Origin of the sequence: Corynebacterium sp. HMSC11E11, from assembly GCF_001807025.1 — a bacterium.
GTDB lineage: Bacteria > Actinomycetota > Actinomycetes > Mycobacteriales > Mycobacteriaceae > Corynebacterium > Corynebacterium freneyi.
In genome coordinates, this window is sequence record NZ_KV787101.1 from 44281 (window position 1) to 70125 (window position 25845).

Consider the following 25845-nt stretch of genomic DNA (forward strand, 5'->3'; position numbering starts at 1 on the left):
GGGCACTGAGCAGGCAGTGAGCGCGCTACTTCGGGTCGCCGGCGGTGGGGCGCGGCGCGCGCATTCCCGGCACCTCCAGCGCCTCGCCAATCGCGGCGAGCGCGTCGACCACGGTGCGGTCACCGAGCTGCGGCCAGCCCTTGAAAAGCTGCTGGCCGTCCTTGTCGCGGGGCCCGGCGAGCTGGTCGAGAGCGAGGACGTCGGCGGGCGGCGGGGTGTGGGGCACGGGGGTCTCCTTCTTGTCGGTGGTCGGCGCATGCGGCAACGCCGGGGTCGGTGCGGGGGCTTCGAGCTGCTTGCGCACCAGGTCGAGGACGTAGTCCCAGGGGAAGCCGCCCGCCGTGCGGGGCACGCCGGTGGTGCCGTCGTAGCCGCCCGGATCCCAGTGATCCGAGCCGCCGTAGAACTTCGAGCAGTCCCAATGCCCGAGGATTCCCTTGCGTCCCGCGCGGAGGTCGGCCGGGGCGATGCGCACGGCGGGGATGTCGTGGAAGCGGCAGTAGTGCGCGAGGACGTCGGCAAGCTTGGCGAGCTGTGCCTTGCCGAGCGACATCCATTGGTCTCGGGTCTGGTAGGCGGTGCCGGTGCAGCAGACGTGGAACATCTCGTCGTTGCCCAAGCTGCCCACCGACCATGTGCCGTAGACGTCGTCGTTCTGCCGGACGGTGCGCCCCGCACGGTCGACGCCGAGGTGGTACGAGCCGCCGGAGATATCGCGGCGGCGGTTGTACTCCGCGAGCTGATCGGCCGTCCACGCCGTCGGCCGGAGCTGGCCGGTGGCGTAGTTGTAGGCGGACTCGTCGGTGTGGATGCAGATCGCGCGACGGGAGCGGCGGGCAATGCCGTTGTCCCTCCAGGTCAGCAGGTCGCGGTCGCACTTGAACTGCTCGGTGGGCTTCGGCGCAGGACCGGTCGGCAGCGACGGCGCCGTCGGCGCGGGGTCGGTGACCGTCTGGTCCTGGGTCTGGTCGGGGCGCGGCGGGTGCTGGCCCCAATAGACATGCAGGATGTCGTTGACGTCGACCTGCATCCCAGCGGGCCCGGGAACATTGTGGGTGTGCTGGTACAACACCGCGAGCGGGTGGACATGCCCCCGGGGCTGCGCCCACGAGGACGTCTGCCACATGAGGTACTTGCCGTCGCCGGCGGAGCCGATGACCCCGTCCTCGCGGGCCCAGTCGCACACGCGACTATGCCCGTAGATGCCGACGCGTTCCCGGCCCAACACCTTGCAGGCGGCGCGGAAATACTCGACGGCGACGTTGTTCCACTGGTCGAGGGTGATGTCGAAGTCGACGGCGAAGAACACCGGGTACCCGGTGCGCTTGATCCGCTTCAGCTGTTCATCGGCGGCCTTGGCGTCGAGCTCGCCGCCGCGTGCGCCGCGCATGGCGTCGGGGTTGTCGGCCCCGCCGTACTGCCACACGAAAGCGGTGTCGAGCGCATTGGCCTTGTAGTCGGCGACCTCATCGGCGGTGGCGGGCTTGCCGCGCATCCACGGCTCGCGCGGCGGGCTGATGTATCGCACAGCGCCAACGTGGCCGGCGTCGCGGACCGCTTTGGCCGGGATGATCCCGGCGGAGAAATCGAGCACGGTACTGGTCACTCGTGCCCTCCTTTCGGGTTGCATGCGAAAGCCCCGCACCAGACGGTGCTGGGCTGGGGGTGGTGGGTGGGCGGCGAAAAGCCACTTCGCCGGGTCTTCGTGACGCCCCCCGGACCGGCCGGGAGGCCCCCACACCTCGAAATGCAGGTGCGGGCCGGTGGACTGGCCTTCATTGCCGACGACTCCGATTTGCTGGCCTGCTTTTACTTGGTCGCCGCGTTTGACGAGGATGCCGGGGTGGTGGACGTGGCCGAAAATGAAGTCCAGGCCGGCGGACTGTTGAGAGTCAATCCAAATCCACGATCCGAACCCGGAGACGGTGCCTTGCGCGCGGTCGCGGCCTTGGATGACGATTCCATCGGCGGGCGCGTAGATGGGGGTTCCTATCGGGGCGGCGAAGTCGATGCCGTTGTGGTGAGTGCCCCACCGTGGGCCGTAGCCGGATGACACGGTGTAGGTGCCTGGTTTCATCGGGTGGGTGACCACGGGGGTCCTTCCTATGTGGAAACCCCGCACCGGATGGTGCGGGGTTCGTGCGGTTAGGTACGGGGTTCGTGCGGGGAGTGCTTCCCGTGTGTGGCTAAGCGCTGCTGCGGAATCTGATCCAGACGGAGCCCGCACCACCGGCTGCGCCTGCGGTGGCCCCACCGAAGGTGCCACCGCGCCCACCGCCGCCACCGCCACCTGGTGACCAACCGGCCTGCCTGCGCCCACCGCCAGCACCACCGGGAAACTCCATCCCGAATCGGCTGACGTCTCCGGCGGCCTGTCCCGTGGCGTCACCGTAGGAGCTGCCACCGAGTCCACCTTGCGAGGAGACGGACGGCCCCAAGTCGAACCCGTAAGAAACCTTCGACTCAGCACCGGGGTTCCCTGCGTTGCCGGCAGATCCCCCGGCGCCTCCCTTCCCGACCCTGACCTGGAAGGAGTTGAGGAAGTCCCCCTCGGACTTCGTCAGAGCGATGGTTCCCGTTTGCCAGGTAGCGGCGCGGCCTCCTTGGCCGTCGCGGTTGAAGCGGCCGTCACCGCCGTGCCCGCCGCCGCCACCACCGATGGCGATCACGTCGACCGCGACAGCCCACCACGGAACCCGCGGGGTGAACCGAACCTGATTACCGCTGGCGGTGCCTCCTGTCGCACCGACGGTGAACAGGTACTCCTCGGTGCGGCCCTCCGGTGGGAAAATGCGTTCTGCACCGACGTAGACACCCAGGACTCGGCCCATCCGCGTCCCGTCGGGAAACGTGATCTGACGGACTTCGCGATCACCCACGTAAATCGACATCAGTCCGCCCCCACCACAAACGTGATCTGGTTGGAAGGCGTTGTTCCGCCCTCCGGCGGGGTCGACTGGACCACGACGGTGTAGTCGCCGACGACGCGGTTTGCGAGGGCAGTTTGGATCGCCGCGATCGCCTCCCCCTTGGTCTGCATCGCCGCAGCCAACTCGTGGATGGTGTCCAGATTCGACGGGGCCGAGCCGACGAGCTCCGCAATCTTCTCCGACGCCGCGATTTGTGCGGCAGCCGCCGCCGTCGTCGACGCCGCCCTCGCGGACTCAGACGCGGACGTCGCCGACTCCGAGGCCACCGACTCCGAAGCCGCCGCACGCGATGCCGCCTCCGCCGCACCATCCGCGTGCGCTGCGATGGACCCGACGGCTTCGGTCGCTGCCTGCGAAGCAGCGCTTGCCTCTCCCGCCGCCGTTGTCGCAGTCGATGCCGACTGGGCCGCGTCGGCGGCCGAAGCTTCTGCGGCATCGCGTGCCGTTTCGGCACGGTCGGCGTCGCCGGCGACGGCAGCGCGGACCGTGGCCGCACCGTTATCGACAACGGCCTGCACCCGGGACTGGGCCGACTGGGCCGTCGACGCGGCGGTCTCCGCGCGAGACGCGGCGTCAGCCGCGGTCGCCTCAGAGGTCGCGGCGCGGGCAGCATCTGCACCCGCATCAGAGGCGACACCGTCAAGGTACGCCTTCAGATCGCCCCCTTCGCTCAGGGAATTGCTCACCGATGTCGCCGACGCCGCCGCGGCTTTCGCTTCGTCGCGGGCGGAGACCGCCGCCAACTGGGCGGAGCCGGCCGTCGCCGCAGACGACGTCGCCGAGGCGGCCGCTTCCGTCGCGGTCTGCGCGGAGCCCGCTGCCTCATCGCGGGAGGCCTCGACGGCGGTCCTCGCTTCGGCGGTGGCGGTGATGTCGGTTTGCAGCTGCGTGCGTACCGCCGCCGCACCGTCGGCGACGACCGCGTCGACATGCGTCGCCGACGCTTCCGCACGGGAAGCACTGGACTCAGCCGCGGCCGCCGACCTGGCGGCCTCCGCCGACGCCGCCTGCGCCTGGCCAACGACAACCGGCGTGTATTCAACCTGAGCATCGATCAGCGTAAAAAGGTCGTGGGTGCCCGTTTCCGGCAAATGCAGCTCCCACCACTTATGCACACCCATGGCGTTGAGATCCACTCGGACCGGGCCCGGATCAAGCTCTGGAGACGTGAACCCGCCGCCGACAAGATTGAGCACGTGCCGCTCCTCCGTCACCATCTCCCCCGGCCCATCATGGGCCGGCCTGGTCGTCGTCGATGACACCGTGACGGTGCCCTGTGACGCTCGGCGTGCAATATCTCGAAAGAAGCCTGTCAAGATCGTCATGGCTCTACTTCCTCCTCCGGAGGCGTCTCCGGGATATACGAATCTTCGGCCCCGGTTCCACCAACATCGGTGCGACGGGAGATGTGCTGAACCTTCAGACGTGTGTTCGCCGGGCCGCCAAGCAGCTCGCGAGATCCATGGATCCAGCTGATTTCAACCTTGACCACATAGCCGGCTTCCGGGACGACGACTGACGAGACAATTACGTCGGTCTCACGTCGTGTGTTCCACTTGAATCCGACTTGCTCGGAAAACTGCGTTCCGTCCGGCGCGTAGACGCGGATTCGCCAGTCCACGCGTCCCGATCCGACGTTGAGGGCGTTCCCACCGATGGCAAGCTGCGCGTGCAAATCCCACAGGCCCTTGTCCTTCAGTCGGATCCCACCATCGTGAAGCTCACAGCCTCTCATCGGCCCGATCTGTTTGTTGAAGGGCATCGTTCCGTAGTTGGTCCCGAACTGGAGAAACCCTCCGACGGGATCCATGTACACGCTGCCGTAGTCGACCAGCGGGGACAGGAGGTCAAGGCGGGTGTTCAGGGCCAGTTGCCCGTCCTGGAAGGCCTGGGCGGCAACCTCGAATCCAGGACGGATTTTCCCCCGGAACAGGTCAGCGATTCCATCGAGGAGCCCGTCGATGAACCAGCCACGGGCATTTGTGACGGCGCCCTGCAGTTCGTCGCGAACCTTTCGTTTCGCGGCCTCATCGGCCTCGAACAGCTGCCGGATCTGCGCGTAGCTCAACGTCCCCGGAGGGACGACCGGATCAGACGGAGGCGTCGGAGTGCTCATGGTTCCTCCTCCCCCAGCAGCTTGCGCAGTTGTGCGCGCTGCTCGGCGGACAGCAGATTCAGGAGCGTCTTCGCGTCATCATCCGGCGCCTGCGCGACGTCGCTCGCCTCGACAGGCGGCACGCCCGGCGCCGGGCCTTTCACCCAGCGACCGGCACCAGCCTCAAGGATCGAGGCGCCGGGACGCGGTGGGATGTACCACTGCTGCTGCAACTCCGGATGAAATCGAAGACCGCAAGCCACCAAGTGATCAGCGATGAGCTTCATCTCTTCGAGACGAAGAAGCAGCGGAGCATCGAGGAGATGCCCGGGGTTGACCAGCGTCCACAAGACCTGATCACGCAGGTTGTTCATGTCGAGGTTCGATTGCAACGGAATGGGCATTACATCAGTCCTTGTCGTTGGAGATCCTTGGCGACACTTCCCGCGAGCTTGATCGCCCACTCGACCGGATCACGGCGGGGGAACTCGCCGATGGTCACGGCATAGTGATGCGGCTCATCGGCGGCCCAAGCAAGCGTCACCCGAGTGGCCTGGCCGGTCTCGATCCGGCCATCGCGGCTGAGCAATGACTCATGGCCGATCCGATCGCCGTAGTGCCAGTGCCCCTCCCCGCGACCACCGATGAGGAACGGGGCCCCGTCGCCGACGTCGAGGCTGTGCCCCGACTTCGCGTCCGTGGCCCGCCTCAGCGCGCGCAGCGCGACGAGCGACGCCACGGTGAACGCCTCGATGTTCCCGACGTCGGTGTCCTCCAGGTAATGGCCCCAGCCAAGCCGGCGGGTACGCAACACCAGATCCAGCGTCTGAAACGCCAGCGTTGTGTTCTCGTAGATCGGCTTGGCCGCGTCGTCAACGATCGTGCCAAAACCCGCGCCGCCCGGGATCGCCGCGCCCAGCAGGTTGAACACCACCTTCGTGACCGCGCTCATCGTTTCGTTGACGCCCGGCATCGATTGGCCGCCGACCGTGATCATTCCCACGGTCGGCGGCGAATACGACGCCCGGGCCGACCGCACCATCGACGCCGCGCCACTTGTCCGATACACGACGTACGGATCGCCCGGCGCGACGCCGAGCCATCGGGATACGTGGTACTGCGGGGTGTCGGGGCGGGCATCGACGAGGTTTCGGATTTCTTCGACTCCGCCGTCGGCGATTTCGAGGACGGTGCGGGTGAGTCCGCGGCCGAGGGTTCCTTCGGTGGCGGTTTCGCCGAACCAGCCGGACTTGTCGTGGAAGGTGACGATCATTTGGCCGTTGCGGGTGAGTCGGGCGCCGGGCCAGGGGTCGGGGTCTCCTTCGAACCATCGGTCGATGCGCATGTGGAGTTGGACGTCTTCGAGGATGGGTTGGGCGAGGTCGGCGAAGTAGTCCATTCTGGCGCCGAGGTAGCGGAGGGGCGTGGGGTCTTCGAGGTAGTTGATGGGGGCGACGAGGATGGGCCAGTCGCGCCAGTTCCATGCTGAGGCCCATGACTCGAAGCGGAGGGGGTCGTCGGGTAGGTGTCCACCGAAGATGGTGAAGTGGCGCAGCAGGTTGAGTTGGAGGGTCAGCGCCAGGAGGCTTTGGGCCTTCATGAACAGTTGGAAGACCTTCGGGGCCTGGAAGGCGCTGGGGAACATGGGGTTGGGGTAGACGGGGATGTGCTTGAGCTGTTCCCAGTCGTGGAGGAAGGTCAGGTGGACGGTGCGGTCGCCTTGTTCGTGCTGTTCGACGTCGAGGTCGGAGAGGGTTCCGCACCAGCGTTCGCCGTCCTTGTCGATGCGCAGGACGACGACGTCTTTGTCGCGGTTGTACCATTCGGCGGCCCACCGGGCGAGGGGGTCGGCTTCGGGCATGGAGATGGTGGCGCGGCCGACGTCGTTGACGACCCATTCGCAGTCGCCGGCGTATTCCCCGGCGATGCGGCCGGCGAGGTCGAGGCCGACGGTGCGTGCGTGCCAGAGGGTGGCCACGGGTGGGCGCAGGCGCTTGATTTCGCGGCGTCGGCGTTGCCGCATGCCTGATTCGTAGGCGGCGTCGAGGCGGTCGAGGGTGGTGGTGTCTACCACGGCTGCTCCCATCTCGGATAGACGCGGATTTGGGCGGCGGCGCCGGCGACTCCACCGAAGGTTCCGTAGTGCTCGGCGATGAGGTCGGCGATGGCTTGGCCGGTGAGGTTGGCGATGAGTCCGTCGCCGATGGTGGGCACCCACCAGGGCGTGGTGTCGCGGATCCAGGTGGCGATGCGGTTGCCGACGTCGGTGGGGGTCATCTGCATGAAGGCGGTGGCGCCGATTTCGTTGGCGAGGTCGTGGAGTCGGCGGGCGATCCATGCCTTCCACTCGTAGGGCAGGTTCCACGGCAGGGCCGGCAGCGGATCGACGGCGACCGGGAGCTGCATGCGGTAGGTCTCCGGCGGCAGGGGGTGCAGGAATGACTGGCCACGCATTGCGGCAAGGGGCGCGAGGGTCTGGTCAGAGGTCTCGACAGTCAGCTGGGCGGGGTCGGTGTCGACCAGAGCGTCGCGGCCGTATGGGAGGAAGTCGATGGGGATCATCCGTTCCTCTTCCCCTGGTTCGGTGCCGAGTTCGTGGTCGACGTCGGGGAGCAGCCACCCGGCCGGGGAGGTGAGTGACCAATAGGGCCACGCGGGCATGTTGCCGGGGTTGTCGATCGTCACCGAGCCCATCACCGTATGGCCGTCGAATTGCCACTCGGCGGTGATCGGGGCCGCGGACCGCCATCCCGGGATCGGTGCGATGAGCATGAAGTTGTAGCGCGCGGATTCTTCGGCGCCAGGGTCGACGTCGTTTGCCATCGCGCGGGCTTCGACCTCGCGGACGGTGAGCACCCGCTCCCCCGACCTGTCGGTGCGCACGACGAGCTCCGAGTCACGGTCCCGGTGCAGTGCGCGCCGGAATCGGTTGAGCTCGTCGGCCCACTCGTCGCCGAAGAAGTCGATGGACAGCGGGATCAGCGGCGCCCGGAGGATCGACCCGGCGTAGACGGAGCCGCCGCCGACACGTGCACGGTACGTGGAGTCGAACGGTGTGTCGTAGAACTCCTCCATCTCGCCGGCCATCGCCCGCACCGGGCGGCCCAGGGCCTCCGGTCCGTGCAGCGGCCACTCGGAACCGTCGCAGCCGCGCAGCCACAGCTCATACTCGGTGGTCATTCGATCACACTCCAATCAGACCGCGGTGCTCGCGCATCGCGAGTAGGCGGCCCTTCATGTAGGCGTCCTGGTCATCCCGGACGTGGAAATGGACATCGCCGTTGCCGTACCGGCCACGGCGGTCGGCCGCGGTGCCGCGGTTGGCCGGCTCCTGGGGCAGCTCCGGCATCAGCGGCATCTGCCACTGAGGCATGTGAGGCATCGCTGGCATGACGACGTCGGCCACGGAGTCGAGCATCGACGTCGGGATCGCCATCAGGTCACGGCCGAACTCCTCAGCGGCGTACTGGACGTTCCCCGCTACCTCACCGGCGTACCAACCGGCGAGCTCACCAGCCGGGCCTGCGGCCGCCGACACGACCGCGCCGGAACCCGGAACGATCGCGTTGGCCATGCCCGCAGCCGGGCCAGCCGCACCAGCGACGGCCGCCTTCGTCATCGACTCCGCCAACCCCGAAAGATCCGGCAGCTGGCTATAAACGAGGTCCTCGAAAGCCCGGGTCTGTTCCGGGCTGAGTACCCGCTCGGGCTCCAAGGTGTTCTTGAGCATGTGGCCCACACCGGTGGCGCGGCCACCACGGTCGTACCAGTTGTTGGCGCGCCAGAACTTCTCGGCTTCTACAGGATTTCCGTAGCGGTCCTCGATGTACTGAGCGCCGGCCTGCGTCTGCTTGTACGGATCCGGGGACTTGTCCGGCAGGTACTGCTGCAGCGTCCCACTTGATGGATTGAGCTGTGGCAAGCCCCACGCGCCTGAGCTCGGATTCTCCGCCAACGGGTTCCAGTTCGACTCGCGCGTGTAGATGAAGTCGATCCCCGCCCAGTTGGCGCCCGTGTCCCAGCCGCGCGGCCGCAGCGCAGCCTTCGCCGCCTCCTGCGGCGTCGCGTACGTCGCCGCCGCAGGATCCTCCACCGCAGTGGCGGCGCCATCGCCGACACCAGCCTCGGCCGGGGCGTCCGGTTCGGCGGTCTGGGCGATCGCTTCGTCCTGCTGCTCGATCTCCTGGGGCGTCGCGTCGTCTTCGACCTGCTGGTACCAGGTCTTGCCCGCCTTCATGATCGGAGGGAGCTGGTCGGGGATCCCAAGCACCGACAGCAAGCTGGCGACCTGCCCCGACACGAATGCCGACGCGAGGTTCCCGGCCAGCCCCGACCACGAGTCCGAACCGGTGCCGTAAAACGGCGAGTCCTTGTCATTCGACGCCGACTCCGCGGCCGCTGAAGCCTCGGGAGAAAGCGGTACTGCGCGGCCGTCGCCATCGGTCGTTGCCGTGATCCGCGTTCCGCCGTCGCCGTACTCCAGGGATTCCGACGACTCGGAGATCGACGGGCGGTTCGCGTACGGCGGCGAGAAGCGATCGTGCGCCAGGTACCAGTGCTCGGTGAACTGCGGATCGTTGGCGCCGTCACCCTTACCGATCGACGGGCCACCGACGTCGCCACCGGACTCGACGGGGATCCCGTCGAGCGACGCAGCCATGTGCGCGGAGTTGACGCCGACGATGAACGGACCGACGCGACCACGCTTGAAGCCCGGCCACTGCCCCTGCAGCATCGTGTGGGTCGTCCCCATCCGGCCCGAGGTGTCGGGGTCACGACCCTGGGCAGCCCAAGCGACACGACCGATGAAACCGGAGCAGTCGGCGGCCTCACGGCTGATACCGCCCCACTGGTAGCGGGCACCGATGTCGTGCGACGACTTCGCCTCGCGGAGCGCACGGTCCAGGCCCTCGCGGGACCCGATCGTGCCACCGGTCTCCAGACCGGTGAGTTCCGCAGCCTGCTCGGCGCGACGGTCGCCGCGGTTGAGTGCCTTGAGGAAGCTCCTGTGCTTGGCGGATTGCTTGGCGTTGACGACTTCCTCACCGGCGTCGACGCGGACGATGGGCACACCGGAGCGGTCGACGCCCATGAAGCCGTCGACGACGTTCGTTCCCGGCCCGGTGGTGGGCAGCGATCCCCCACTGGTCAGGTCACGGATCGAGCCACCCGCCGCGAGTGCACCGATGGTGCCGCCGACGGCAGCACCGCCGGAGGAGAAGACGTCGCGGATGGATCGGACGACGTTCAACCTGATGTTCAACGCGAAGTTGTTGAAGTCGTCGATCAGGCGCTGCAGCCACGAGCGGGATTCGGTCACACCGTCACGCAGCGGCTGGTTGTGCAGGTCGGCGACCGGGGTCGGCCGCTCGCCGTCGAGCAGGTTCAACGTGCCATGCGCCGCTGCCGCGTTGCCGTCGAGCGGCCCGGTGAACAGGTCGGACACCGGCACCGGGCGGCGCCCATCGACGCCATCCAGGGTGGCATGCGCGGCGGCGGCGTTGGTGCCGAGCAGCATGTTGTCCAGGTCGGACGTCGGTACCGCGTGCCGCCCATCGACGCCGTCGAGCACGGTGTGCGCGGCCACGGCATTCCAGGTCAGTTCAGTGGCGTCCAGGCCAGCGGACGCGGAGGCGAACCGGAAGTCGAAAACATCGAGCTGCCCGTTGGCGTCGTCGATGCCCTGGTTGAAGGCGATCGGATCGACGTCGAGCCCCGGCGACGCGGTGGTGTCGTCGACGTCGCTGAGCTGACGGGCGATGTCGTCGAGAGCCGCCTGGGCGCCGGCGACGTCGCTTTCGACGGCCACCCGAGACGGCGGGCGGGAGTCGAGCTTCGACGCCTCGGCGAGAATGTCGGCGAGCTTCCGGCGCGCGTCATGGTCGATGGCGTCGATGCGGATCTGGCCGGTCTCACCATTGATGATGGTGAATTCCACGCCGATGTCTCGCAGCTTCTGGATGGCTTCGTCGCCACCTTCGAGGGTGATCTCCTTCGAGATCAGCCCCGTGCCCATGGTGTCGATCTTCTCCTGCAGATGCACCAGGTCGGCCAGCGCCGCGTCGGATTCGACCTTCGCGAGGATCTGCAGCTGGTCGGGCGTCATCTGCATGTGACGCGCCAGACGGTCGACCTCCTCGGCGGACCACCCGGCGGCCGCGCCGAGCGCGTCAAGCGTCGGCCTGGCCTGGTCGTACACCTGCTGCGCGTCGTGGCCGGAGACGACGGCCTCGCGCATGGAGCGGGCCAGGCCGTCGACGGCCTCCCACGCTGCACGGGACGACGCGCCGGCCATGGTGTCGATGCTGCCGTTGGCGTTGAGCACGGCACCGGCGAATTCGTCGGCGCCGCCCGCGGCTCCGGTGAGCTTGTCGGCGAGTGCGTCGATCTCGTTGCCCAGCGCCGCCCCAGCCTCGGCCATGTCGGGCGCGGAGCCGCGCATGCGCTGGATGGCACGCCAGAAGTTGTCCACCCTCGACTCGGCGGTGCCGGCCTTGTTGGCGATGTCCTCGATGGCTGCGGACACCTCAGCCGACGCGGGCGACACGCGGCGGGCCTCGTCGGTGAGTTGCTGGATCTTGTCGCGGACCTTCTCCAGCTCCTCGGCCGCCATCTGGCCGGACTCGCCGGAGCCCTTGAGTCCCTGGATCAGCTCGGAGTAGGCGGTGCCACCCTCAGCGACGATCTCATAGACCCGCTCCATGGTCAGGCCATGGTCGTCCATGTACTTGGTCAGCGAGTCGTAGCCACGCTCGATGTCGGTGAGCTGGGCCTTGTGCGCCTCCCACTCATCGTTTTGCATGGAGAAGAAGCCGCCAGCCTTGAGCCCCAGCTCGCCGAACATGCTGCCCATGCGCTCGCCGGTCGAAATGTACTCGACCATCGACGCCTCAGCGAGCTTGGTCGCGGCGGCAAGCCCTGCCTCGCCGATCTCGCCGGTAGTGCCAGCCACCTCTCGGGACAGCTGCTTCTGCGCCTCGGCGGCGGTGACCGCAGCGGCGGCCATGTCCTTGGCAGCCTGCTTCGCCTCGCCGTACGCCGTGGTGATGGCGCCGACGGCGAGACCCGCGCCGATCATCGCGACCCCCCACGGGCCACCGAGCATGTTCATCAGCCCCGTACCGGCAGCCTTCATGCCGTCGAACGCTGCGGTGACGGATCCCTTGAGCCCGCCGACGGCGGTGGCGATGCCACGGGTGGCGGTGGTGGCGGCGGCGACGGTGCCGTGCCACGCCTGCGCACCCATGCGGTCGATAGTCGTGAAAGCGTCGGTGCTGGCCAGAGCCTGCAGCTTCGCCTGTTGTGCTGCGGCGCGGTGCGCGTCACCAAAGGCGGTGACGCGTTGGCGGGCCTGGTCGGCACCGGCGGCAATGGCAGCCATGCCGGTGCGGCCGTTGTCGCCCAGCACCTTCGCGGCCACACCCAGCTTGGTCATCTCGGGGTGCGCGGCGGTGAAGCGCTTGACGTCGGCGCCGGAGGCGACGGCAGCCTGGCCGAAGTCAGTGATACCGTCAGCGGCCTTCTTGACGTGCCCGGTGGTGGTCTTGAACCACGAGGCGATCGTGCTGCCCTTGGTGAGCGCCACCAGGGCCGCGCCGGCCGCGAGCGCCGCCGCCTCAGACGACTCCAGCACTCCGGCAAGTACGTTCAACGCTGGAACCAGCGTCGCATCAGCGACTGCGGCGGCGCCGCTGAGCAGAGACAAGAGGGTCTGCCACGTGGCCACGGAAATCGCACCGCCGACCTTGAGCAGCTCTGCCGCGATCGTACCGATCGAGGGCGCCAACGACAGTGCAGTGTCAAGCAGTAGCGAGAACGTCGCCGTCGTGTTGGACAGCACTGGCCCCAGCGACGTCGCCTCCGCACGCAAATCACGCACGAAACCAACCCCCGAACCCGCGGCCGGGCCCAGCCAATCCCGCAGCGCCTGCGCAGCCGGGCCGACGCGGTCCGTGAGGTTGTCGATGACGCCGGTGAAACCGACGACGCCGTCGCGGGCGTCGTCGAAGAACGGCTTCATCGCGGCGGCGCCGAGCCGGCCGAGCGCGGCGCCCGCGTTGTCCATCGCCCCGGTGAACGTCTGGCCGGCAGCCAAAGCGGCGCCGCCCATCCCGGATTCGATCGCGTTGCGGAGCTCATCGAACCCGATCTGCCCGGCGGCCGCCATCTTCGTGATCTCGGCCGCTGTGACACCCATTTCCTGTGCAAGAAGCTGGATGATCGGGATACCGGCGTCGCCGAGCTGGGCGAGCACATCGCCCTGGAGCTTCCCCGAGGCAGCGACCTTGTTGAAGATCGATGCCATCGACCCCAGGTCGGTGCCTGCGATAGCTGCGGCATCACCCATGAGTGTCAGCGTGCGCTGCAGATCCTCGCCGGGCTTTACTCCGGACGCGACGGCCGCCGCAGCCGCCGCAGCGGCATCGCCAAGGCCGAAGGCCGTGCCCTTCACGGCCGCCAGCGCATCGCCCATGATGGACGCAACACCGCCGGCTGTGTGCCCCAACCCCGACAGCTTCGCCTCCGCGGAGTCGATGGCCGTCAACCGCTGGAACCCCTTGGTCATCGCGGCGCCGAGAACACCCGCGACAGCGGCGCCGGTGGCCACCGCACCGGTCTTGAGCGTCTTGCCGATCCCGGCAGACAGCTTCGAACCGATCCCAGCGCCATCCTTCTCCGCATGCCTGGCTGCGCCTCCCAGCGCCGACCGCACGCCCGGCGCGATCTTGGAGGTTTCGGGGACGATGGGGACGTAGACGACGGCGAGTTCCTCGGCCATGGGGACCTCCTCGGGTTATTCGCGCGGGCCGTCTGCGGGGACGGCGATTTTGCGCCTTGCGGCGATTTCTGCGCGGATGCGGGCGAATGCTTCGGGGGTTGCTTCGACCATGCGGTCGGTGGCTTCCTCGTCGGCGGGTTCTGGTTCGGGTGGGTAGATCTCCTGCCAGATGGGCGGGGGCGGCGGGGCGTTGCGGTCTGCGGTGCGTTGCCAGTTTGCGGCGCGGGTGGCGTCGGCGATGGCGGTCATGACTCGCATTTCCGGGGAGAGCAGTCGTGTGCCGGGGTTGCGATGTTCGGTGACGTAGGAGCCGTATCTGGTGGAGGTCAGGAGGGTGCGGACTTCGATCCAGGACAGGGCGGTTGTGCCCATGTCGTGGATGGAGCGGCCGAGCTCGAGGAGGTCGAGGGTCAGCGCGGTCCGTAGTTCAGGGTCGGCCTCCAGTGCTGCTAGGAGGCCTCGGATTCCCCCAGGTCGATTTTCGATTCGGAGCGCCAGATTTCCCAGAGTTGGTCGCGTTCGCCGATCGTGAGTTTCTTGAGTTCATCGGCGTCGGGGAGGTCGAGGTTGTCGAGCCACCAGTCGATGAGCATCTCCGCTTCCTTGCGGCCTTCGGCGAGTTTTCCGGTTTCGGGGTCGATGGCGGAGGCGAGGTGTTCCTGAAAGTCTTCGATGAGTTGCTCGGGCTGGAACTCCCAGCGCTTGGCGGTGAAGACGAGGGGCTTTTTGCGTCCTTCGACGGGGACCTCGATGGTGACCATGACGCGCGGGTCGTGGGCGGGGATGAGCTGGCGGGTGGCCATGGGGTTCCTCCTGGTCAAGTTTGTGGCCGCCCCTGCTGTCGCGGGTGGCGTCGGCAGGGGCGGGCGTGGTGGGGAGCGGCGGGTTAGGAGCCGGATTCGGATTCGGCGGTGGTGGCCTTGATGTGGAGGGGCAGGGTCTTGCGGGCGGTGATGCCGTTCTCGTCGGAGACGTTGACGGTGATCTGCTGGTCGCCGGAGGAGGTCGGGGTGCCCGACAGGTGTCCGTCGGCGGACAGGGTCAGTCCGGCGGGGAGATCTCCGACGGCGGTCCAGGAGTACGGGGCGGTGCCTCCGGTGGCTCGGAGCTGGTAGCCGTATTCGGTGCCTTCGGTGGCGTCGGGGAGCATGCCGGTTGCGACGCCGAGGGCGATGGCGCCGTCGGTGTAGGCGTAGTAGTCGCGCATGAAGTCGCCGTCGATGCGGGGGCCGGCGAAGCACTTGATGGTGACCTCGTACTGGATGATCTCCGTGGAGGTGTTGACGACGTCGCCGACGGTGATGACCTGTCCGACTTCGACGAGGGAGCGCTTGAGGCCCTGGTCGATGAGGAAGTCGAAGACGAAGGTGCAGCGGGGCATCTTCGCCTTGTTGTGGCGGACGGTGACGTGGCCGGTGTTGGAGTCGACGATGACGTTGTCGTCGCCGACGACGGTGCGCAGGACTTCGGCGTTCTGGGACTCCATCAGGGTCAGGACGATGGTGTTGTCGACGGAGGTCTGGAGGGTGTAGACGACGTCACCGCCGAGTCCCTTGCGGTCGTCGGTCTCGCGGTTGGTGGCGTGGGTGACGCCGGACTCGGCGACGATGCCGAGGTCCACGAGGGTGCCTTCCAGTTCGTCGACGGCGGTTTCGGGCAGGTTTTCGACGCGGCGGGTGGAGCGGAACGCGGTGCCGGAGCGGCCGGCGTCGATGGACGTGATGAGACCGGTATCGGCCATGATTGCCTCCTATGGCATGAGAAGAGCCCCTGCCAGTGGGCGGGGCTTTGTGTGGTTCAGGTGGTCAGGCCGGGCGCAGTTTGGAGATGCGCAGGCGGCCGAGGATCTGCCATCGGGCAAGATCCGTGCGGTCGGGGTCGGGGAAGCTCATGACGGATTCCTCTTCCCAGCCGCGCAGGCGGTGGCCTGCGGCGGTGCGGGTGCCGGGCCACTCTCCCTCGAGCAGTGCGAGGGCGAGTTGTCCGGTGAGCTTCTCGGCGGTTGGGCCGTCGGCGGCGTAGATCTGGATAGCGAATCGGGGGGCGGAGGTGACGCGGTTTTCGTCCTTGCCTCCGACGCGCTCAATTCGGATCCGCGGGACCGTCACTTCGCGCGGCAGCTGCGTGGAGACGGGGATGCCGTCTGCGAGCCCCAACAGCAGCTGGCGGAGCGCGGTGGTGGGCTGAGGGTCATCGAGCCGCATCGATGCTCCTGGCCAGCGTGTTGTTCTTGGCGTTGTCGCGCTGGGCTTTGTACGTCGCGGTGATCACCGAGGCTCGCGGGCGGGTGGCCCCAGCGTACGCGCCAGTTTCGTAGCCGTCGCCGGCGGCCGCCGCGATCTTCGCGGCAGCCTTGTTGATGACGCCGACGACGGTGGGGTCGAAGCGAATGGCCTTGAAAGCGGCCATGTTCCACTTGATCTTCATCCGATGCTCCTTCCCAGCTTGATGACGTCGAGTCCGGGTGCCCAGCCGAACGGTCCGTGGTCGAAGTTCGACCGGCCGATGGCCTTGTACCGGGTGCCATCGACCTCAACGTGATCACCGACCACGATGTGACCGGCGTCGGCGAAGAGGTCCAGGGCGTACTCGTAATGAGCGGGGGCGGTGAACGCCGACTTGTCGACGTCCGAGGGTTCCGCCCACCCCGCGGCTGCCACCTCTTCGGTGACCTCTTCGGTGGTGGTTTCATCGCCATGGTCATTGATGACCGTGGTGCCCGGCCGGATTTTCGTAACGGTGTAGAGAAGCGCGAACTTTGGGCCTACCATCCGCAGGCCTCCATGCTCCGGGCCCCATTGGCCCCGGCGTCATCGAGCGCGGATTCGAGCATTGCCCGCTCCTGCCCCGTGATGAACAGCGCTCCGTTGGGGTTGCTGTACGACTGGGAGTAGGAGAACGAACCGGCCGTTGCCTGCTGTTGCGACAAGCCCTCGGATCCGTCAGCGAGCAATGCCCGCTTGACCATCGCTGCGGATACCACTCGCAGGACGTCTGCCAGCTGCGGTGGCGGATTCTCGGGAATCGCCGGGAACGTCGCTCGAAGCCACACTGCGGCGTCGGAGAGCAATGCCTCGACGGTGCCGTCCTCCAGGTCGGCCGGGAATCCCCGCCACCGCGTGCGCACGTCCTGGACGGTGGCGAACATTGCTACGCCCCGAGGTTGGTGAGCTTGACCATGGCCATCGGGTCGGTGACGCCGAAGGCGACGGTGGCCCACGTCTGAGACCAGGTCGTCTGGGTCGAAGCGTCTCGCCACGTCTCGGTGGAGATCGGGGATTCGACGCCCATGACGCCGACCATGCCGGACTGCAGCACCAGGCCCTCGCCGGCGGGCTGGGCGGTGGTGGTGTGCAGGGTGAGGCCGAAGGTGGACAGCATCTCCTGGTAGTTGGCGACGCCGAAGATGAGCTTGAGGTTCTTCGCGTCGGTCGGGTTCAGGACGAGGACGTCCGGGTTGTAGCCGAGTTCGGTCTCCTGAATCTTCAGCTGCGCGTCGAGCAGGTTGTTGATCAGCTCGCCCTCGCCGGTCTTGGCGGTCTTGGCCGATGCCTGGACGCCGGCGGCCGCCGCCCAGCCGCCGGACGCGACCGTCAGTGCCTTGTCGTCGAGCGCTTCCAGAGCGTCGGAGAGCGCCTTGATGCCACGTTCGTCGAGGTCCTTGACCATGGTGTTGGCCACCTGGGAAACCTTTCGCTGCAGCAGCATCGCATCGTTGCGGACGCGGGCCTCGTCGGTGATGCCGAACTTGCCACCCGTCTTCTGCACGCGAACGACAACGGGCTCACCGTCCGGGGTGTGCAGCACCGGGAACTCCGCGCCCGGCGCGATCACACCGGGCTTGTCGGTTGCGGTGGGTTCATTCTTGACGAGCTGGTCGAACAGCAGGGCACCACCGGAGGTGGTGACGTTGCCGAAGATGGTCTGGGTGAGCAGGTCGCGCTCGACGAGGCGGGCCGCGTAGTTGTCGATGCGGGTGGGCTCGTTGAGCATCATGTCGATGGTGATTGCGCCGTCCCGGACTTCGGGGGCGCCGAGCGGGAACATCGGGTCTCGTGCCATTGTGGTTGGCTCCTTACTTCAGCGCCACGGTGACGACACCGTTGGCGGCCTTGGTCAGTGCGATGCCGACGACGGGGCCGGCGGCGGTCTTGGCGGCCTTACCGGCCGCGGCGGTGGATACGGCGTCACCAGCGGCGATGGTGCCGGAGGCAGCGAGCTCGTAGATGCCGATGCGGTAGATGGTGACGTAAGCGTCGGCGGGGCAGTCGTGGGCGGCGACGCCGAGTGCGATGACGTCGGCACCGGCAGGCTTGACGACGGGGTTTCGGCCGTCCATGCCCGCCGAGACAACGACGAAGGTGCCCTTGGTGAGCGCTTCGGCTGCCTTGGCGGTGATGTTCGTCGCCGGGGTGAAGTGAATGGGCGTGGCCATGTCTTCCTCCTTCAACGGGAAGCGGGGTTGGTTTGGTGTTGGGCCCTAGACGGGCCAGCTGGGCGGGAACGCGTTATCCGGGGCCTCATCCGACCTGGGGCGGGGGCCGCCGAGCTGCTCGACGGGGACGTTCGACGGCGGCGCCTGAATCTGCTGCTTCTGCAGCTCGGCTAAGCGGCGCGCACGGTCCTCAATGTCCTCCGGGCTCCCTGAACCCAGGAAGTCGAGGTTCTCCTCGGCGATGCCGTACTTGGCGGCCAGGCGAAGCCGGGTGTTCTCCGCGGCGGTGTCGGCGAGCTTGGCCTCGAGCTCGGCTCGCTGCTCCTGCTGCCGCTGGAGTTCGGACTTCTCCGCGTCCTGCTTCTCGCGCCACGCCTCGGCGTCGGCGCGCAGTTCATTGCGTTGCCGTCGCATGGTCGCGGCCTCGTCGCGCAGCTTGCGGATTTCGTCCATGTAGGACTCCGGGGTGCGTTCCTCGGGTGCCTTCTCGGCCCCCGGGGCCTCGTTGGCTGCCACCTCGTTGGTGGACTCGGTGGCGGTGGTTTCCTCCGACATGATGATCCCTCCAGGGCGATCGTTCAGTTTTCGGGCATAAGAAAACCCCGCCACCACGGGTGTGGTGCGGGGCAGTGCCATGGCGGGGACTCGTACCCCGCGGCTGTGGCTTCTACATGGCTACTTCTTGGTCAAGTCTTGATAGCGGTGTCGCACGTCGTTTCCTTCGCCAACCCCGCGGATCTCGGAGACCACCTCGACTACGTCATCGAAACCATCTTTCGAGATGATTGCTCCTGCCTCGAGGAGATCTTCGAGAATGTCCCACAAAGCTAGATCCGGGTTTCCGTAGAACAGATCATGTTCGTAGTCGTCGCGATTGAGGCCGTGATTCTCGATAAGCTGCTGTGCAAGCTCGTCTCCGCGGCGGAGAGCTCTATTCAGCTGGTCCGGGTCGGTCATAGTTGCTCAGCCTCTCTGAATGGGGTTTTTCCAACGGCACTCTTTCTCCTCTAGCATACCCCTCGACGCCGTCTCCGAACATGGGGTATGCCGAGTGAACCGTTGATTTTCCTTCCTTGCGTTTCCAGGCGACTTCTACATACACGCCGTCCACTTCTCTAACTGCGTATCGCTTGTCACCATTTTCTCGAACGAACTGTGGGTCTTCCATCGTTGCCACGATGGCATCGGAAATATCCTGATCTGACCACGATGCTGGAAAAACGTTCCGGATTTCCTCACGGAGTCATGAGAGTGGCCGATTCTTGGCGTCGTGGACGTAATTGGACCATTTCCGCGTCGCCATCCCCAGATGGAGTGTTTCGCCATATCTTCTGTCGGTGGAAGCGGTTCGTTACGGAAGTACGGGGCCGTACGCATCAACGCCCGGTCGCGCCGGGGGGGCCCGAAGCGTGACATCCGGTATCCCCGACTCATAGTGCAGCCGCCAGGCCTCCCACATGTCGGAGCCGCTGAGGTCCTCGGTCGCCGTACCCCATTGCTCCTGAAGCCGCTCGTACTCCTTCTGCCCCGGCCACGGCTGGCCCTCCACCACCAGCACCGCAATACAGTCGCAACCGTCGTGATACCGGCGTCCATCGGCCCGGCGCGTGACCGTGTCTTCGGAGTAGACGGGGCCGCGGGAGGCGAGCATGGCGCAAAACGCGCAGTTTTCCTTACCGGAGAGAACGCGGGCGTAGCCGATGCGCTTGCCAACCGGTCGCTTGAGTGCCGCATCGCGGACCCTGCCGAGCTTGGCGGTGTCGGACACAGCGTCGCGGCCGGCCTTGCGGGCGTGGCGCAGCAGTGTCGACGACACCCGGGCGATGACCTTTTCCATCGCACCCGGGTGGTCTGGGAAGACGTAGGCCGGCACCGACTGGGTGATCAGGGCGCGGGTGACGTCGTCGACGAGCTCCAACTCGATGTTGCTCGGCTTTTCTCCCATGCCGATGGCGCGGATCACCGCGTCGTGCGTGGCGTGGGGCGGGTAGTTGCGCTGCTTCGCCGGCGCGACCTCCAGGCCGAGAGCGCGCATGTCGTTGCCCATCTGAGTGACTTCGTGGCGGTAGTAGTCGCCGCGGTACTTCTCAACGACGGGGTGCAGCCGCCGAGCCAGGGCGTCGGCGCTATCGGTGTCGGTGGGGATGCCATGGTCGGTCACGATGGCTGTGATCTCGCGGCGCATGCGCTTCTCGCGATTGTCCACGCGGGCACCCCCTCACAGTCATCGGCGGCACGCACGTGCCGCTGGGTCATCCTGAGGCCACAGTGGGTTCCTCGTCGTCGGGGTCGAACAGGCCAGTCGCAAGGGACGGCATGGTAGCGGTGCGGGCGCGGGCGCGCTCGACACGCTCGCGCGTCCATCCGGGGATGTCCGCCCACAGCTCGTCCTGGGGCACGCCGAGTAGCGAGGCGAGCTTTCCGAGGCCATCGACGGTCTGGGCGAACGACCTGCTGGAGGTCTCCGCCCACTTGACCTCCGCGCCGAAGTCCGCAGCACCGTCGCTGTCGCCGGTGATGTGCGCGCATAGGCGCAGTAGCTGTTCGTGGGATTCGCCCAGCGAGGTTTGGATCTCGGAGGCCTTCCGGTCTTTCGACGTCTCCAACGCGGCGAGGCCATCGGCGGAAATGTTGCTGATCGCGTTGGCGCCCAGCGACTGGGCCGGCACCTGCGCCGTGGCCGCCAAGTCACGGACCGTGGCTTGCCGGGCCTCGGTGTACTGCGACAAATCCGTGGAGTCGAACTGGCCGACCTTCACGTCCTTGTTGCCGAAAAACCACGTGTCGGAGGCAGATTGTCGCATCGCGTCCTGCTCCGTCTTCGGCATCCAGCCGAGGACGTAGCGCTGCTTGAACGCGCTCCAGTACTGGGCGACACCCTGTTGGTAGTTCGTGGTGTCGATGCGATCAGACAAGGCAAGCAGGTGCTCGATGATGCCTCGAGTTTCCTCGCCATCGGCCATCATCCGGTCCTGGTACCGCACGATGGGCGTAACGCCCACGCCGTGAGGGCGGGCCTCGAGGTACGGCAGGTTGGCGTCGGTGAGGTAGTGCGAGGAACCCCACTCGAGCGGATCACCGGGTACGTGCTCGGCGCCGAAGTAGTAGACGTCGTTCTCGTCGTACAAGCGGATATGGCGGCCCTGGATGGCCAGGGCGATGATCGGGAATTCCTCGCTGCTGGGGCTCCCTTCCCCGGGCCACGCGAACGGTTCGCCGTAGAAGGCGACCATGCGCCGAGGGGAATGGACGCCGATACGTGCCGCCCCGCCGGCGGCGGGCAGGACGGAAGCGTAGGCGGTGCCGTATTCCAGGGCCGCGCGGTGCAGCCCGGTCTGTCGGGCGTTCATGCGGTTGGTCTGCCACCACTGCCACGCCGGTGCCTGCTTCGCCCCGGAAGAAAAGAAGTTGTCCACCTTCAGGCTCTGCCCGTAGGTGTCGAGCACGAGCCCCAGGAACGGGGTCTGGGACATCTTGGCGATCTTGAGGTGCCGGTGGAAATTCTTGCCCTGCTGCACGTCCATGCGACGGGCGGCTTCGGCGTCCGACCATGGGCGCACCGCGCGGTCGATCGTGTCGTAGCGCCGCCGCTGGGCGGCGTGCTCGATGAGCAGGGCCCGAACGGCCTCGCGGGCCTGTCCCTCATTCATGCGTGACGCACCTCCTTAGATGAACATCGCTTCGTCGTTGACCGGGGCTGCATTGACCGCCGGGTCATCCTTGGCCAGCCGGTAGACCATGCGCGCGCCGATCATGCAGACCGCCGCGTCGATCTTCCTGCTGGACTTCTTCGATTCCTTGCGGACGCTCTCGCCGTACCGGCCGAGGTAGCGGTGCGCGTTGCGGACGTGCTCCACGAGACGCGGATCACCGTCGTGGGTGAACGTGTGCTGCCTGATCTCGGCGGCAGCGAGTTCGCAGGCCTGGGTAAACAGGAAGTCCTTGCCGCGCATGTCCCAGGCGATCGGCTCCGGGTGGCGAGCCTTCGGCGACGCCCACAGCCGCAGGCCGTCGCCGTACCGCGCCGGCCAGTCGACTTTGACGAAGCTCTCCCACTCGCGGACATCGGCGAAGAACGCCACGACGTCGAACCGATCGAACACGCGGGCAACACCCGCATCAACCGCCTCCACATCAACGTTGCCGCCCTCTGGCGGCGCCCACACCCCGACCGTGAACACGTGCCCATCTTCGAGGCAGCAGCCCACGAGGGCGGTGTGGTCGTTGGACAGCGAGCCGTCGAAGAACAGCACGACACGCTCACCTTCGACCAGCCTGCGGTCCGGGGCGGCCATCTGCGCCCAGTCCTTCGGGTCGGCCCACGCATCCATCGAGGCGGTGGGCCAATTCAGGTACTTGCGCTTCGAATCATCCGGGCGGGCCTTCGGATGCCAGATGCGGGTGATCATCCAGTCGATATCCGCCCACGGACAATCCGCGTACACGAACTCCAGCCCGGCGCGCAGGCTGGCTTCGTCGACCATGTCGGTGTCCGGTGGTGCCTGCCGGCAGTCGTAGAGGATCTTGAGCTCGTTCTTGGTCAGGCCGTCTTCCTGCATGCACCAGGAGTCGAATGTTTCCTCACCGGCGCTTCCGGAGCCAGGGGTCCAGGCGTTGAGGGTCTCCAGCATTCGGGAGCCGGACTTGGCCAGGTTGTCGAGCAGCGTGCGGTGCAGCTCGGTGCCTCCGTTTCCGTTGGTCCAGTGCTCGAGCTCGTCACCGATGACGAAGCTGGCTTCCGCGCCTTCGGCTGTTGCCGACGACGAGGTGATGACTTCGAGCTTGCCGGCGGGTTCGACGTTGATTTGCGTTTTGCCGACGTCGAGGCCGTAGTCGGTGTGGAGCTGCGGCGCAGCCTTCTTGGATGCCATGGCGCGGATCATGCGCATGGTGTTCTCGGTCTGGTCGAGGGAGACGGCGGCGATCTGCACCCACGGCATGTGGACCCGCTTGCCGATGCAGCCACCGAGCACGTCCGGATTGAAGTGGCTGAACCGGACGGGCGCCAGGAGCTCGATCAGCGCCAGTACGGCGGCGAACGGGCTCTTCCCCGAGCCCTTCGCCAGCCTGCGGGCGGCGTGGTAGTACAGCCAGCGGCCGTTTTCGTCGACGGCGTAGAACCAGAGGATGAAGCGGGCCTGCTCGCGAGTGAACTGCCAGCGCTTGCCGGCGCGGATGCCGTTGGGGTGGCGCAGGTACTTCGCGGCCCAGGCCAGGGCCTCCCAGCCCAGCGTCAGCGTCGGTAGCCCTTCGGGCAGGGTCTCCAGGCGTTCGGCGGCGGCGACCATGGTCGTCATCACCTCCGCGTGGCGGGCGGATCAGCCGGCCAGGTCGTTCTTGTACTTCTCGAGCATCGAGACCGTCGCGGCGCCATCGGCGTCGTCGACGCCGGGGCGCTGGAGTTCCACGCGGATTCGCCGGCGTGCCCCCTCCGAGGTCATGAGGTTGTCCATCATCGACAGCACCAGGCCGATGGTCGCCGCGCGCGGCTTCTCCATCGTCATCTCCGCGGTGAGCAGATCAGCGGCCAGCTGCGCGTACGCCCAGTCGGACGGCTCGTAGAACACGGCTTGTCCGGAGTGCTTGAGTGCACGGAACCAGCGCTTCGCCGCCGGATGCCACGACCGATCCTCCGCCGGGGGCTTCACCGTCCCGGAGCCAGCGGCCCGCAGTGGGGTCGGCCCGTCGTCCTTGTTTCGACGCCGACGCTGATCGGAGCGCTTCGGGATAGGTCCTGGCATGGGGCGCCTCCTCGACAGTCATTACGCCGCGGCGGCCGCCCTCCTTCGGGCAGCGCCTCGGCGCTGGGGAATGTGGCCAGCTGCGTGCTGGCGATGGATCTCGGCGATGGCCGGCGACAGTGCGACGAGCACACCTTGTCGATGGACGTTGCCGGTGACGCGGATGAATCGGGACTTGGAGTAGTACTCGGCGCGGCCGAGGTTGCGGCCCGGTCCCTCGGGAAGCAGGCCGAAGATGTGCAGGCCCCGGCCGCTGACCGAGCGTTCGACGAACGCGTCGGGCACCGTTGCGAGGATCGACCGGGCCCACGGCTCTACCCGGCCGTCGGCGCCCACGCAGCCGTCGAGGTCGATGCAGGCGAAGCCCGCGCCGAGCATGAAGCCGTTCGGCCCTTCTGCGACGTCGGCGCGCGGGCCCCAAGTCGACGGGTCAGTCGAGGACGCTGCGCGGCCGTCAGCGGTCATGGGGCGCTTGCCGTCGGCGGCCACCCACCGGTCGGCCGCGACCATCTCAGGGGGCAGCTGGCGGCGCTTGCGGGCCCGGTATCCGGCTTGGCGGCACGGCGAGGAGCAGTACTTCGGCGGCCGCCCGGCGCGCTGGATCGGCAGGGTCTCTCCGCAGGTCTCGCATGTGCTCCTCATGCTTTCCATCGTACTCGTGATTCGTTACGAAAGGAACCCCTGACCTGCATGAATGATCTTCATTGAGGCCTGTTCCGCACAGGCCCCGTAGAGGCGTCAGAAGCGACCGAAACGGGTTCAACGTTGCCGCAGGTCACGGCATCGCACCAGCGCCCCTCACAGGCCGAAATACGTACTGACCTGCAAAAACTTCTAACCCGTACCGTTTTTGAGAACCAATGCCCTCCGCCCCGGCCTGGGATCGGAGCGAGGGTCCTCCCCCACCCCTCAGCCGGCGCGGAGTCCGGGGTGGCGCGGGGTCGGCCGGTGGGTGCGGCGTCGGCGGGCGCGGGTTGCTTCGGCCTGGGTCTTGATCTTGTGGCAGGCCGGGCACACGGCTTGTCCGTTGGTCATCTCGTCGTCGCCGCCTTCGCAGACCGGGATGATGTGGTCGGCGTCGGTGGCCGCGCCGGTGCAGCCGCGGTAGGCCAGCTGGCACTGGTGCCGGTCCCGGAGGAGGATCGCCAGTCGGACGGCCTCCGGGAATCCGCGCGACCGGGGGCCGCGGGAGTTGGATTGCCAGCCAGCCATCGACACTCCTCTCGCTGTGGTCATGCCGATGACCTGCTGTTTAATGACGAACGTCGCGTGACTGTTTCCGGGTTCACGCGACGATTAAGCGCAGCGTAGCACACGAGGTGGAAACCGCAGGTCGGAGTGCCGCACCGTGTCGTGTCTCTCTTCGGTTTCCGGAGCCTCTGAAGCCTGGCCGCAGCGCCACGCATTCCTGCCTTGTTCGGCCACCGCGCAACGTCTGGCTGGCCACGCCGTGCGTGACTGATCACGCCAGCTACTGCCAGGTGTGTGGCCAGCCGTCGGCCACGGCATGAGCGGACGGCACCGTCGGTCATGACGTCTCCTCATCGAGCTGCAGTCGCCAGCGCCGCGCGTAGTCGAGTACCTCGGCCAGCGAGTAGAGATACGTGCCGCCTTCCTGCAGGTGTGCGACCACGTGACCTTCGCGGGCCCACTTTCGGATGGTCGTGCGACTCACCGGCTCGCCGAGCAGTCGCGCGGCTTCCTCGACCTGACGCGACGATCCGAACGCAAAGCCCGCGCGTTCCCAGCGGACGCCGAACGTCCCATCCTCGTTCGTCCCCTGTGCTCGCCCGGGAGCCCACGGGAGGCGGCCACCTGATGGGGAGGGGGACTCATCGAGAGGGGGGTGGGGGCCTATCGTACGG

The 25845-nt window shown here is 67.2% G+C and carries 26 protein-coding genes and 1 pseudogene; all 27 read right to left on the bottom strand.

Going from position 1 to position 25845, the window contains the following annotated elements; translation table 11 throughout:
- Positions 1-25 precede the first annotated feature (25 nt).
- Positions 26-1606 carry a glycoside hydrolase domain-containing protein gene (locus tag HMPREF3121_RS01150; RefSeq protein WP_246816026.1) on the bottom strand — a complete coding sequence of 527 codons (1581 nt, stop codon included), beginning with the start codon at positions 1604-1606 and terminating at the stop codon, positions 26-28.
- 141 nt (positions 1607-1747) lie between these two features.
- Positions 1748-2077 (bottom strand): annotated as a pseudogene (locus tag HMPREF3121_RS12800) (M23 family metallopeptidase); the annotation flags it as partial.
- A 109-nt stretch (positions 2078-2186) separates the two neighbouring features.
- Positions 2187-2891, bottom strand: coding sequence for a glycine-rich domain-containing protein (locus tag HMPREF3121_RS12275; RefSeq protein WP_141742908.1), 705 nt, complete (start codon positions 2889-2891; stop codon positions 2187-2189).
- Positions 2891-4051, bottom strand: a complete 1161-nt coding sequence (locus HMPREF3121_RS01155; protein WP_141742909.1) for a hypothetical protein — start codon at positions 4049-4051, stop codon at positions 2891-2893. The genes HMPREF3121_RS12275 and HMPREF3121_RS01155 overlap by 1 nt, the downstream gene beginning before the upstream one ends.
- A gap of 200 nt (positions 4052-4251) precedes the next feature.
- A complete protein-coding gene (locus HMPREF3121_RS01160) occupies positions 4252-5046 on the bottom strand; it encodes a hypothetical protein (protein ID WP_070519208.1) in 795 nt (264 codons plus the stop codon).
- Positions 5043-5429 carry a phage gene 29 protein family protein gene (locus tag HMPREF3121_RS01165; RefSeq protein WP_070519209.1) on the bottom strand — a complete coding sequence of 129 codons (387 nt, stop codon included), beginning with the start codon at positions 5427-5429 and terminating at the stop codon, positions 5043-5045. Before HMPREF3121_RS01165 ends, HMPREF3121_RS01160 begins: the two co-directional genes overlap by 4 nt.
- Complete coding sequence (locus HMPREF3121_RS01170) at positions 5429-7099, bottom strand: Gp37-like protein (RefSeq protein WP_070519211.1); 1671 nt, start codon at positions 7097-7099, stop codon at positions 5429-5431. Before HMPREF3121_RS01170 ends, HMPREF3121_RS01165 begins: the two co-directional genes overlap by 1 nt.
- A complete protein-coding gene (locus tag HMPREF3121_RS01175) occupies positions 7093-8205 on the bottom strand; it encodes a hypothetical protein (RefSeq protein WP_070519213.1) in 1113 nt (370 codons plus the stop codon). Before HMPREF3121_RS01175 ends, HMPREF3121_RS01170 begins: the two co-directional genes overlap by 7 nt.
- 4 nt (positions 8206-8209) lie before the next feature.
- A complete protein-coding gene (locus HMPREF3121_RS12995; protein ID WP_070519215.1) occupies positions 8210-13804 on the bottom strand; it encodes an aggregation-promoting factor C-terminal-like domain-containing protein in 5595 nt (1864 codons plus the stop codon).
- Between the two features lie 15 nt (positions 13805-13819).
- Positions 13820-14176, bottom strand: a complete 357-nt coding sequence (locus tag HMPREF3121_RS01185; RefSeq protein WP_070519216.1) for a hypothetical protein — start codon at positions 14174-14176, stop codon at positions 13820-13822.
- 77 nt (positions 14177-14253) lie between these two features.
- The gene (locus HMPREF3121_RS01190) at positions 14254-14607 is read right to left on the bottom strand and encodes a hypothetical protein (protein ID WP_070519218.1); all 354 of its coding nucleotides are present in this window, start codon (positions 14605-14607) and stop codon (positions 14254-14256) included.
- Positions 14608-14690: 83 nt separating this feature from the next.
- A complete protein-coding gene (locus HMPREF3121_RS01195; protein ID WP_070519220.1) occupies positions 14691-15545 on the bottom strand; it encodes an Ig domain-containing protein in 855 nt (284 codons plus the stop codon).
- Between the two features lie 64 nt (positions 15546-15609).
- Positions 15610-16008: a DUF3168 domain-containing protein gene (locus HMPREF3121_RS01200; RefSeq protein ID WP_070519222.1), complete on the bottom strand. Its 399-nt coding sequence runs from the start codon at positions 16006-16008 to the stop codon at positions 15610-15612.
- Positions 15995-16231 (bottom strand): hypothetical protein, encoded by a 237-nt coding sequence (locus HMPREF3121_RS01205; RefSeq protein ID WP_070519224.1) that lies wholly within the window; start codon positions 16229-16231, stop codon positions 15995-15997. The genes HMPREF3121_RS01200 and HMPREF3121_RS01205 overlap by 14 nt, the downstream gene beginning before the upstream one ends.
- Positions 16228-16575, bottom strand: a complete 348-nt coding sequence (locus HMPREF3121_RS01210; RefSeq protein ID WP_070519225.1) for a hypothetical protein — start codon at positions 16573-16575, stop codon at positions 16228-16230. The genes HMPREF3121_RS01205 and HMPREF3121_RS01210 overlap by 4 nt, the downstream gene beginning before the upstream one ends.
- Entirely contained in the window at positions 16569-16952 is a 384-nt protein-coding gene (locus HMPREF3121_RS01215) for a Gp19/Gp15/Gp42 family protein (protein ID WP_070519226.1), read from the bottom strand. The genes HMPREF3121_RS01210 and HMPREF3121_RS01215 overlap by 7 nt, the downstream gene beginning before the upstream one ends.
- A gap of 2 nt (positions 16953-16954) precedes the next feature.
- A complete protein-coding gene (locus tag HMPREF3121_RS01220; protein WP_141742910.1) occupies positions 16955-17866 on the bottom strand; it encodes a major capsid protein in 912 nt (303 codons plus the stop codon).
- Positions 17867-17879: 13 nt separating this feature from the next.
- Positions 17880-18239 carry a capsid cement protein gene (locus HMPREF3121_RS01225; RefSeq protein ID WP_070519228.1) on the bottom strand — a complete coding sequence of 120 codons (360 nt, stop codon included), beginning with the start codon at positions 18237-18239 and terminating at the stop codon, positions 17880-17882.
- A gap of 45 nt (positions 18240-18284) precedes the next feature.
- The gene (locus HMPREF3121_RS01230) at positions 18285-18794 is read right to left on the bottom strand and encodes a hypothetical protein (RefSeq protein WP_070519230.1); all 510 of its coding nucleotides are present in this window, start codon (positions 18792-18794) and stop codon (positions 18285-18287) included.
- Positions 18795-18914: 120 nt separating this feature from the next.
- Positions 18915-19196 carry a hypothetical protein gene (locus HMPREF3121_RS01235; RefSeq protein WP_070519231.1) on the bottom strand — a complete coding sequence of 94 codons (282 nt, stop codon included), beginning with the start codon at positions 19194-19196 and terminating at the stop codon, positions 18915-18917.
- A 394-nt stretch (positions 19197-19590) separates the two neighbouring features.
- A complete protein-coding gene (locus tag HMPREF3121_RS01240) occupies positions 19591-20445 on the bottom strand; it encodes a VG15 protein (protein ID WP_070519233.1) in 855 nt (284 codons plus the stop codon).
- Between the two features lie 46 nt (positions 20446-20491).
- Positions 20492-21889, bottom strand: coding sequence for a phage portal protein (locus HMPREF3121_RS01245; protein WP_070519235.1), 1398 nt, complete (start codon positions 21887-21889; stop codon positions 20492-20494).
- Positions 21890-21904: 15 nt separating this feature from the next.
- Positions 21905-23536, bottom strand: coding sequence for a terminase (locus HMPREF3121_RS01250; protein ID WP_070519237.1), 1632 nt, complete (start codon positions 23534-23536; stop codon positions 21905-21907).
- A 21-nt stretch (positions 23537-23557) separates the two neighbouring features.
- The gene (locus HMPREF3121_RS01255; protein WP_070519239.1) at positions 23558-23980 is read right to left on the bottom strand and encodes a phage terminase small subunit; all 423 of its coding nucleotides are present in this window, start codon (positions 23978-23980) and stop codon (positions 23558-23560) included.
- A 21-nt stretch (positions 23981-24001) separates the two neighbouring features.
- A complete protein-coding gene (locus HMPREF3121_RS01260; RefSeq protein ID WP_210387237.1) occupies positions 24002-24622 on the bottom strand; it encodes a hypothetical protein in 621 nt (206 codons plus the stop codon).
- Positions 24623-24889: 267 nt separating this feature from the next.
- Positions 24890-25192: an HNH endonuclease gene (locus tag HMPREF3121_RS01270; RefSeq protein ID WP_070519245.1), complete on the bottom strand. Its 303-nt coding sequence runs from the start codon at positions 25190-25192 to the stop codon at positions 24890-24892.
- A 316-nt stretch (positions 25193-25508) separates the two neighbouring features.
- Positions 25509-25845 (bottom strand): helix-turn-helix domain-containing protein (locus HMPREF3121_RS12675; RefSeq protein ID WP_141742911.1); only part of this gene is annotated, 337 nt, incomplete at its 5' end.

Excerpts from the sequence above, each read along its gene's own strand:
- HMPREF3121_RS12275 (WP_141742908.1), bottom strand. The coding sequence starts at position 2,891 with ATGTCGATTTACGTGGGTGATCGCGAAGTCCGTCAGATCACGTTTCCC.
- HMPREF3121_RS01155 (WP_141742909.1), bottom strand. The coding sequence starts at position 4,051 with ATGGGTGTGCATAAGTGGTGGGAGCTGCATTTGCCGGAAACGGGCACC.
- HMPREF3121_RS01160 (WP_070519208.1), bottom strand. The coding sequence starts at position 5,046 with ATGAGCACTCCGACGCCTCCGTCTGATCCGGTCGTCCCTCCGGGGACG.
- HMPREF3121_RS01165 (WP_070519209.1), bottom strand. The coding sequence starts at position 5,429 with ATGCCCATTCCGTTGCAATCGAACCTCGACATGAACAACCTGCGTGAT.
- HMPREF3121_RS01175 (WP_070519213.1), bottom strand. The coding sequence starts at position 8,205 with ATGACCACCGAGTATGAGCTGTGGCTGCGCGGCTGCGACGGTTCCGAG.
- HMPREF3121_RS12995 (WP_070519215.1), bottom strand. The coding sequence starts at position 13,804 with ATGGCCGAGGAACTCGCCGTCGTCTACGTCCCCATCGTCCCCGAAACC.
- HMPREF3121_RS01185 (WP_070519216.1), bottom strand. The coding sequence starts at position 14,176 with ATGGGCACAACCGCCCTGTCCTGGATCGAAGTCCGCACCCTCCTGACC.
- HMPREF3121_RS01190 (WP_070519218.1), bottom strand. The coding sequence starts at position 14,607 with ATGGCCACCCGCCAGCTCATCCCCGCCCACGACCCGCGCGTCATGGTC.
- HMPREF3121_RS01195 (WP_070519220.1), bottom strand. The coding sequence starts at position 15,545 with ATGGCCGATACCGGTCTCATCACGTCCATCGACGCCGGCCGCTCCGGC.
- HMPREF3121_RS01200 (WP_070519222.1), bottom strand. The coding sequence starts at position 16,008 with ATGCGGCTCGATGACCCTCAGCCCACCACCGCGCTCCGCCAGCTGCTG.
- HMPREF3121_RS01205 (WP_070519224.1), bottom strand. The coding sequence starts at position 16,231 with ATGAAGATCAAGTGGAACATGGCCGCTTTCAAGGCCATTCGCTTCGAC.
- HMPREF3121_RS01210 (WP_070519225.1), bottom strand. The coding sequence starts at position 16,575 with ATGGTAGGCCCAAAGTTCGCGCTTCTCTACACCGTTACGAAAATCCGG.
- HMPREF3121_RS01215 (WP_070519226.1), bottom strand. The coding sequence starts at position 16,952 with ATGTTCGCCACCGTCCAGGACGTGCGCACGCGGTGGCGGGGATTCCCG.
- HMPREF3121_RS01220 (WP_141742910.1), bottom strand. The coding sequence starts at position 17,866 with ATGGCACGAGACCCGATGTTCCCGCTCGGCGCCCCCGAAGTCCGGGAC.
- HMPREF3121_RS01225 (WP_070519228.1), bottom strand. The coding sequence starts at position 18,239 with ATGGCCACGCCCATTCACTTCACCCCGGCGACGAACATCACCGCCAAG.
- HMPREF3121_RS01230 (WP_070519230.1), bottom strand. The coding sequence starts at position 18,794 with ATGTCGGAGGAAACCACCGCCACCGAGTCCACCAACGAGGTGGCAGCC.
- HMPREF3121_RS01235 (WP_070519231.1), bottom strand. The coding sequence starts at position 19,196 with ATGACCGACCCGGACCAGCTGAATAGAGCTCTCCGCCGCGGAGACGAG.
- HMPREF3121_RS01245 (WP_070519235.1), bottom strand. The coding sequence starts at position 21,889 with ATGAATGAGGGACAGGCCCGCGAGGCCGTTCGGGCCCTGCTCATCGAG.
- HMPREF3121_RS01250 (WP_070519237.1), bottom strand. The coding sequence starts at position 23,536 with ATGACGACCATGGTCGCCGCCGCCGAACGCCTGGAGACCCTGCCCGAA.
- HMPREF3121_RS01255 (WP_070519239.1), bottom strand. The coding sequence starts at position 23,980 with ATGCCAGGACCTATCCCGAAGCGCTCCGATCAGCGTCGGCGTCGAAAC.
- HMPREF3121_RS01260 (WP_210387237.1), bottom strand. The coding sequence starts at position 24,622 with ATGAGGAGCACATGCGAGACCTGCGGAGAGACCCTGCCGATCCAGCGC.
- HMPREF3121_RS01270 (WP_070519245.1), bottom strand. The coding sequence starts at position 25,192 with ATGGCTGGCTGGCAATCCAACTCCCGCGGCCCCCGGTCGCGCGGATTC.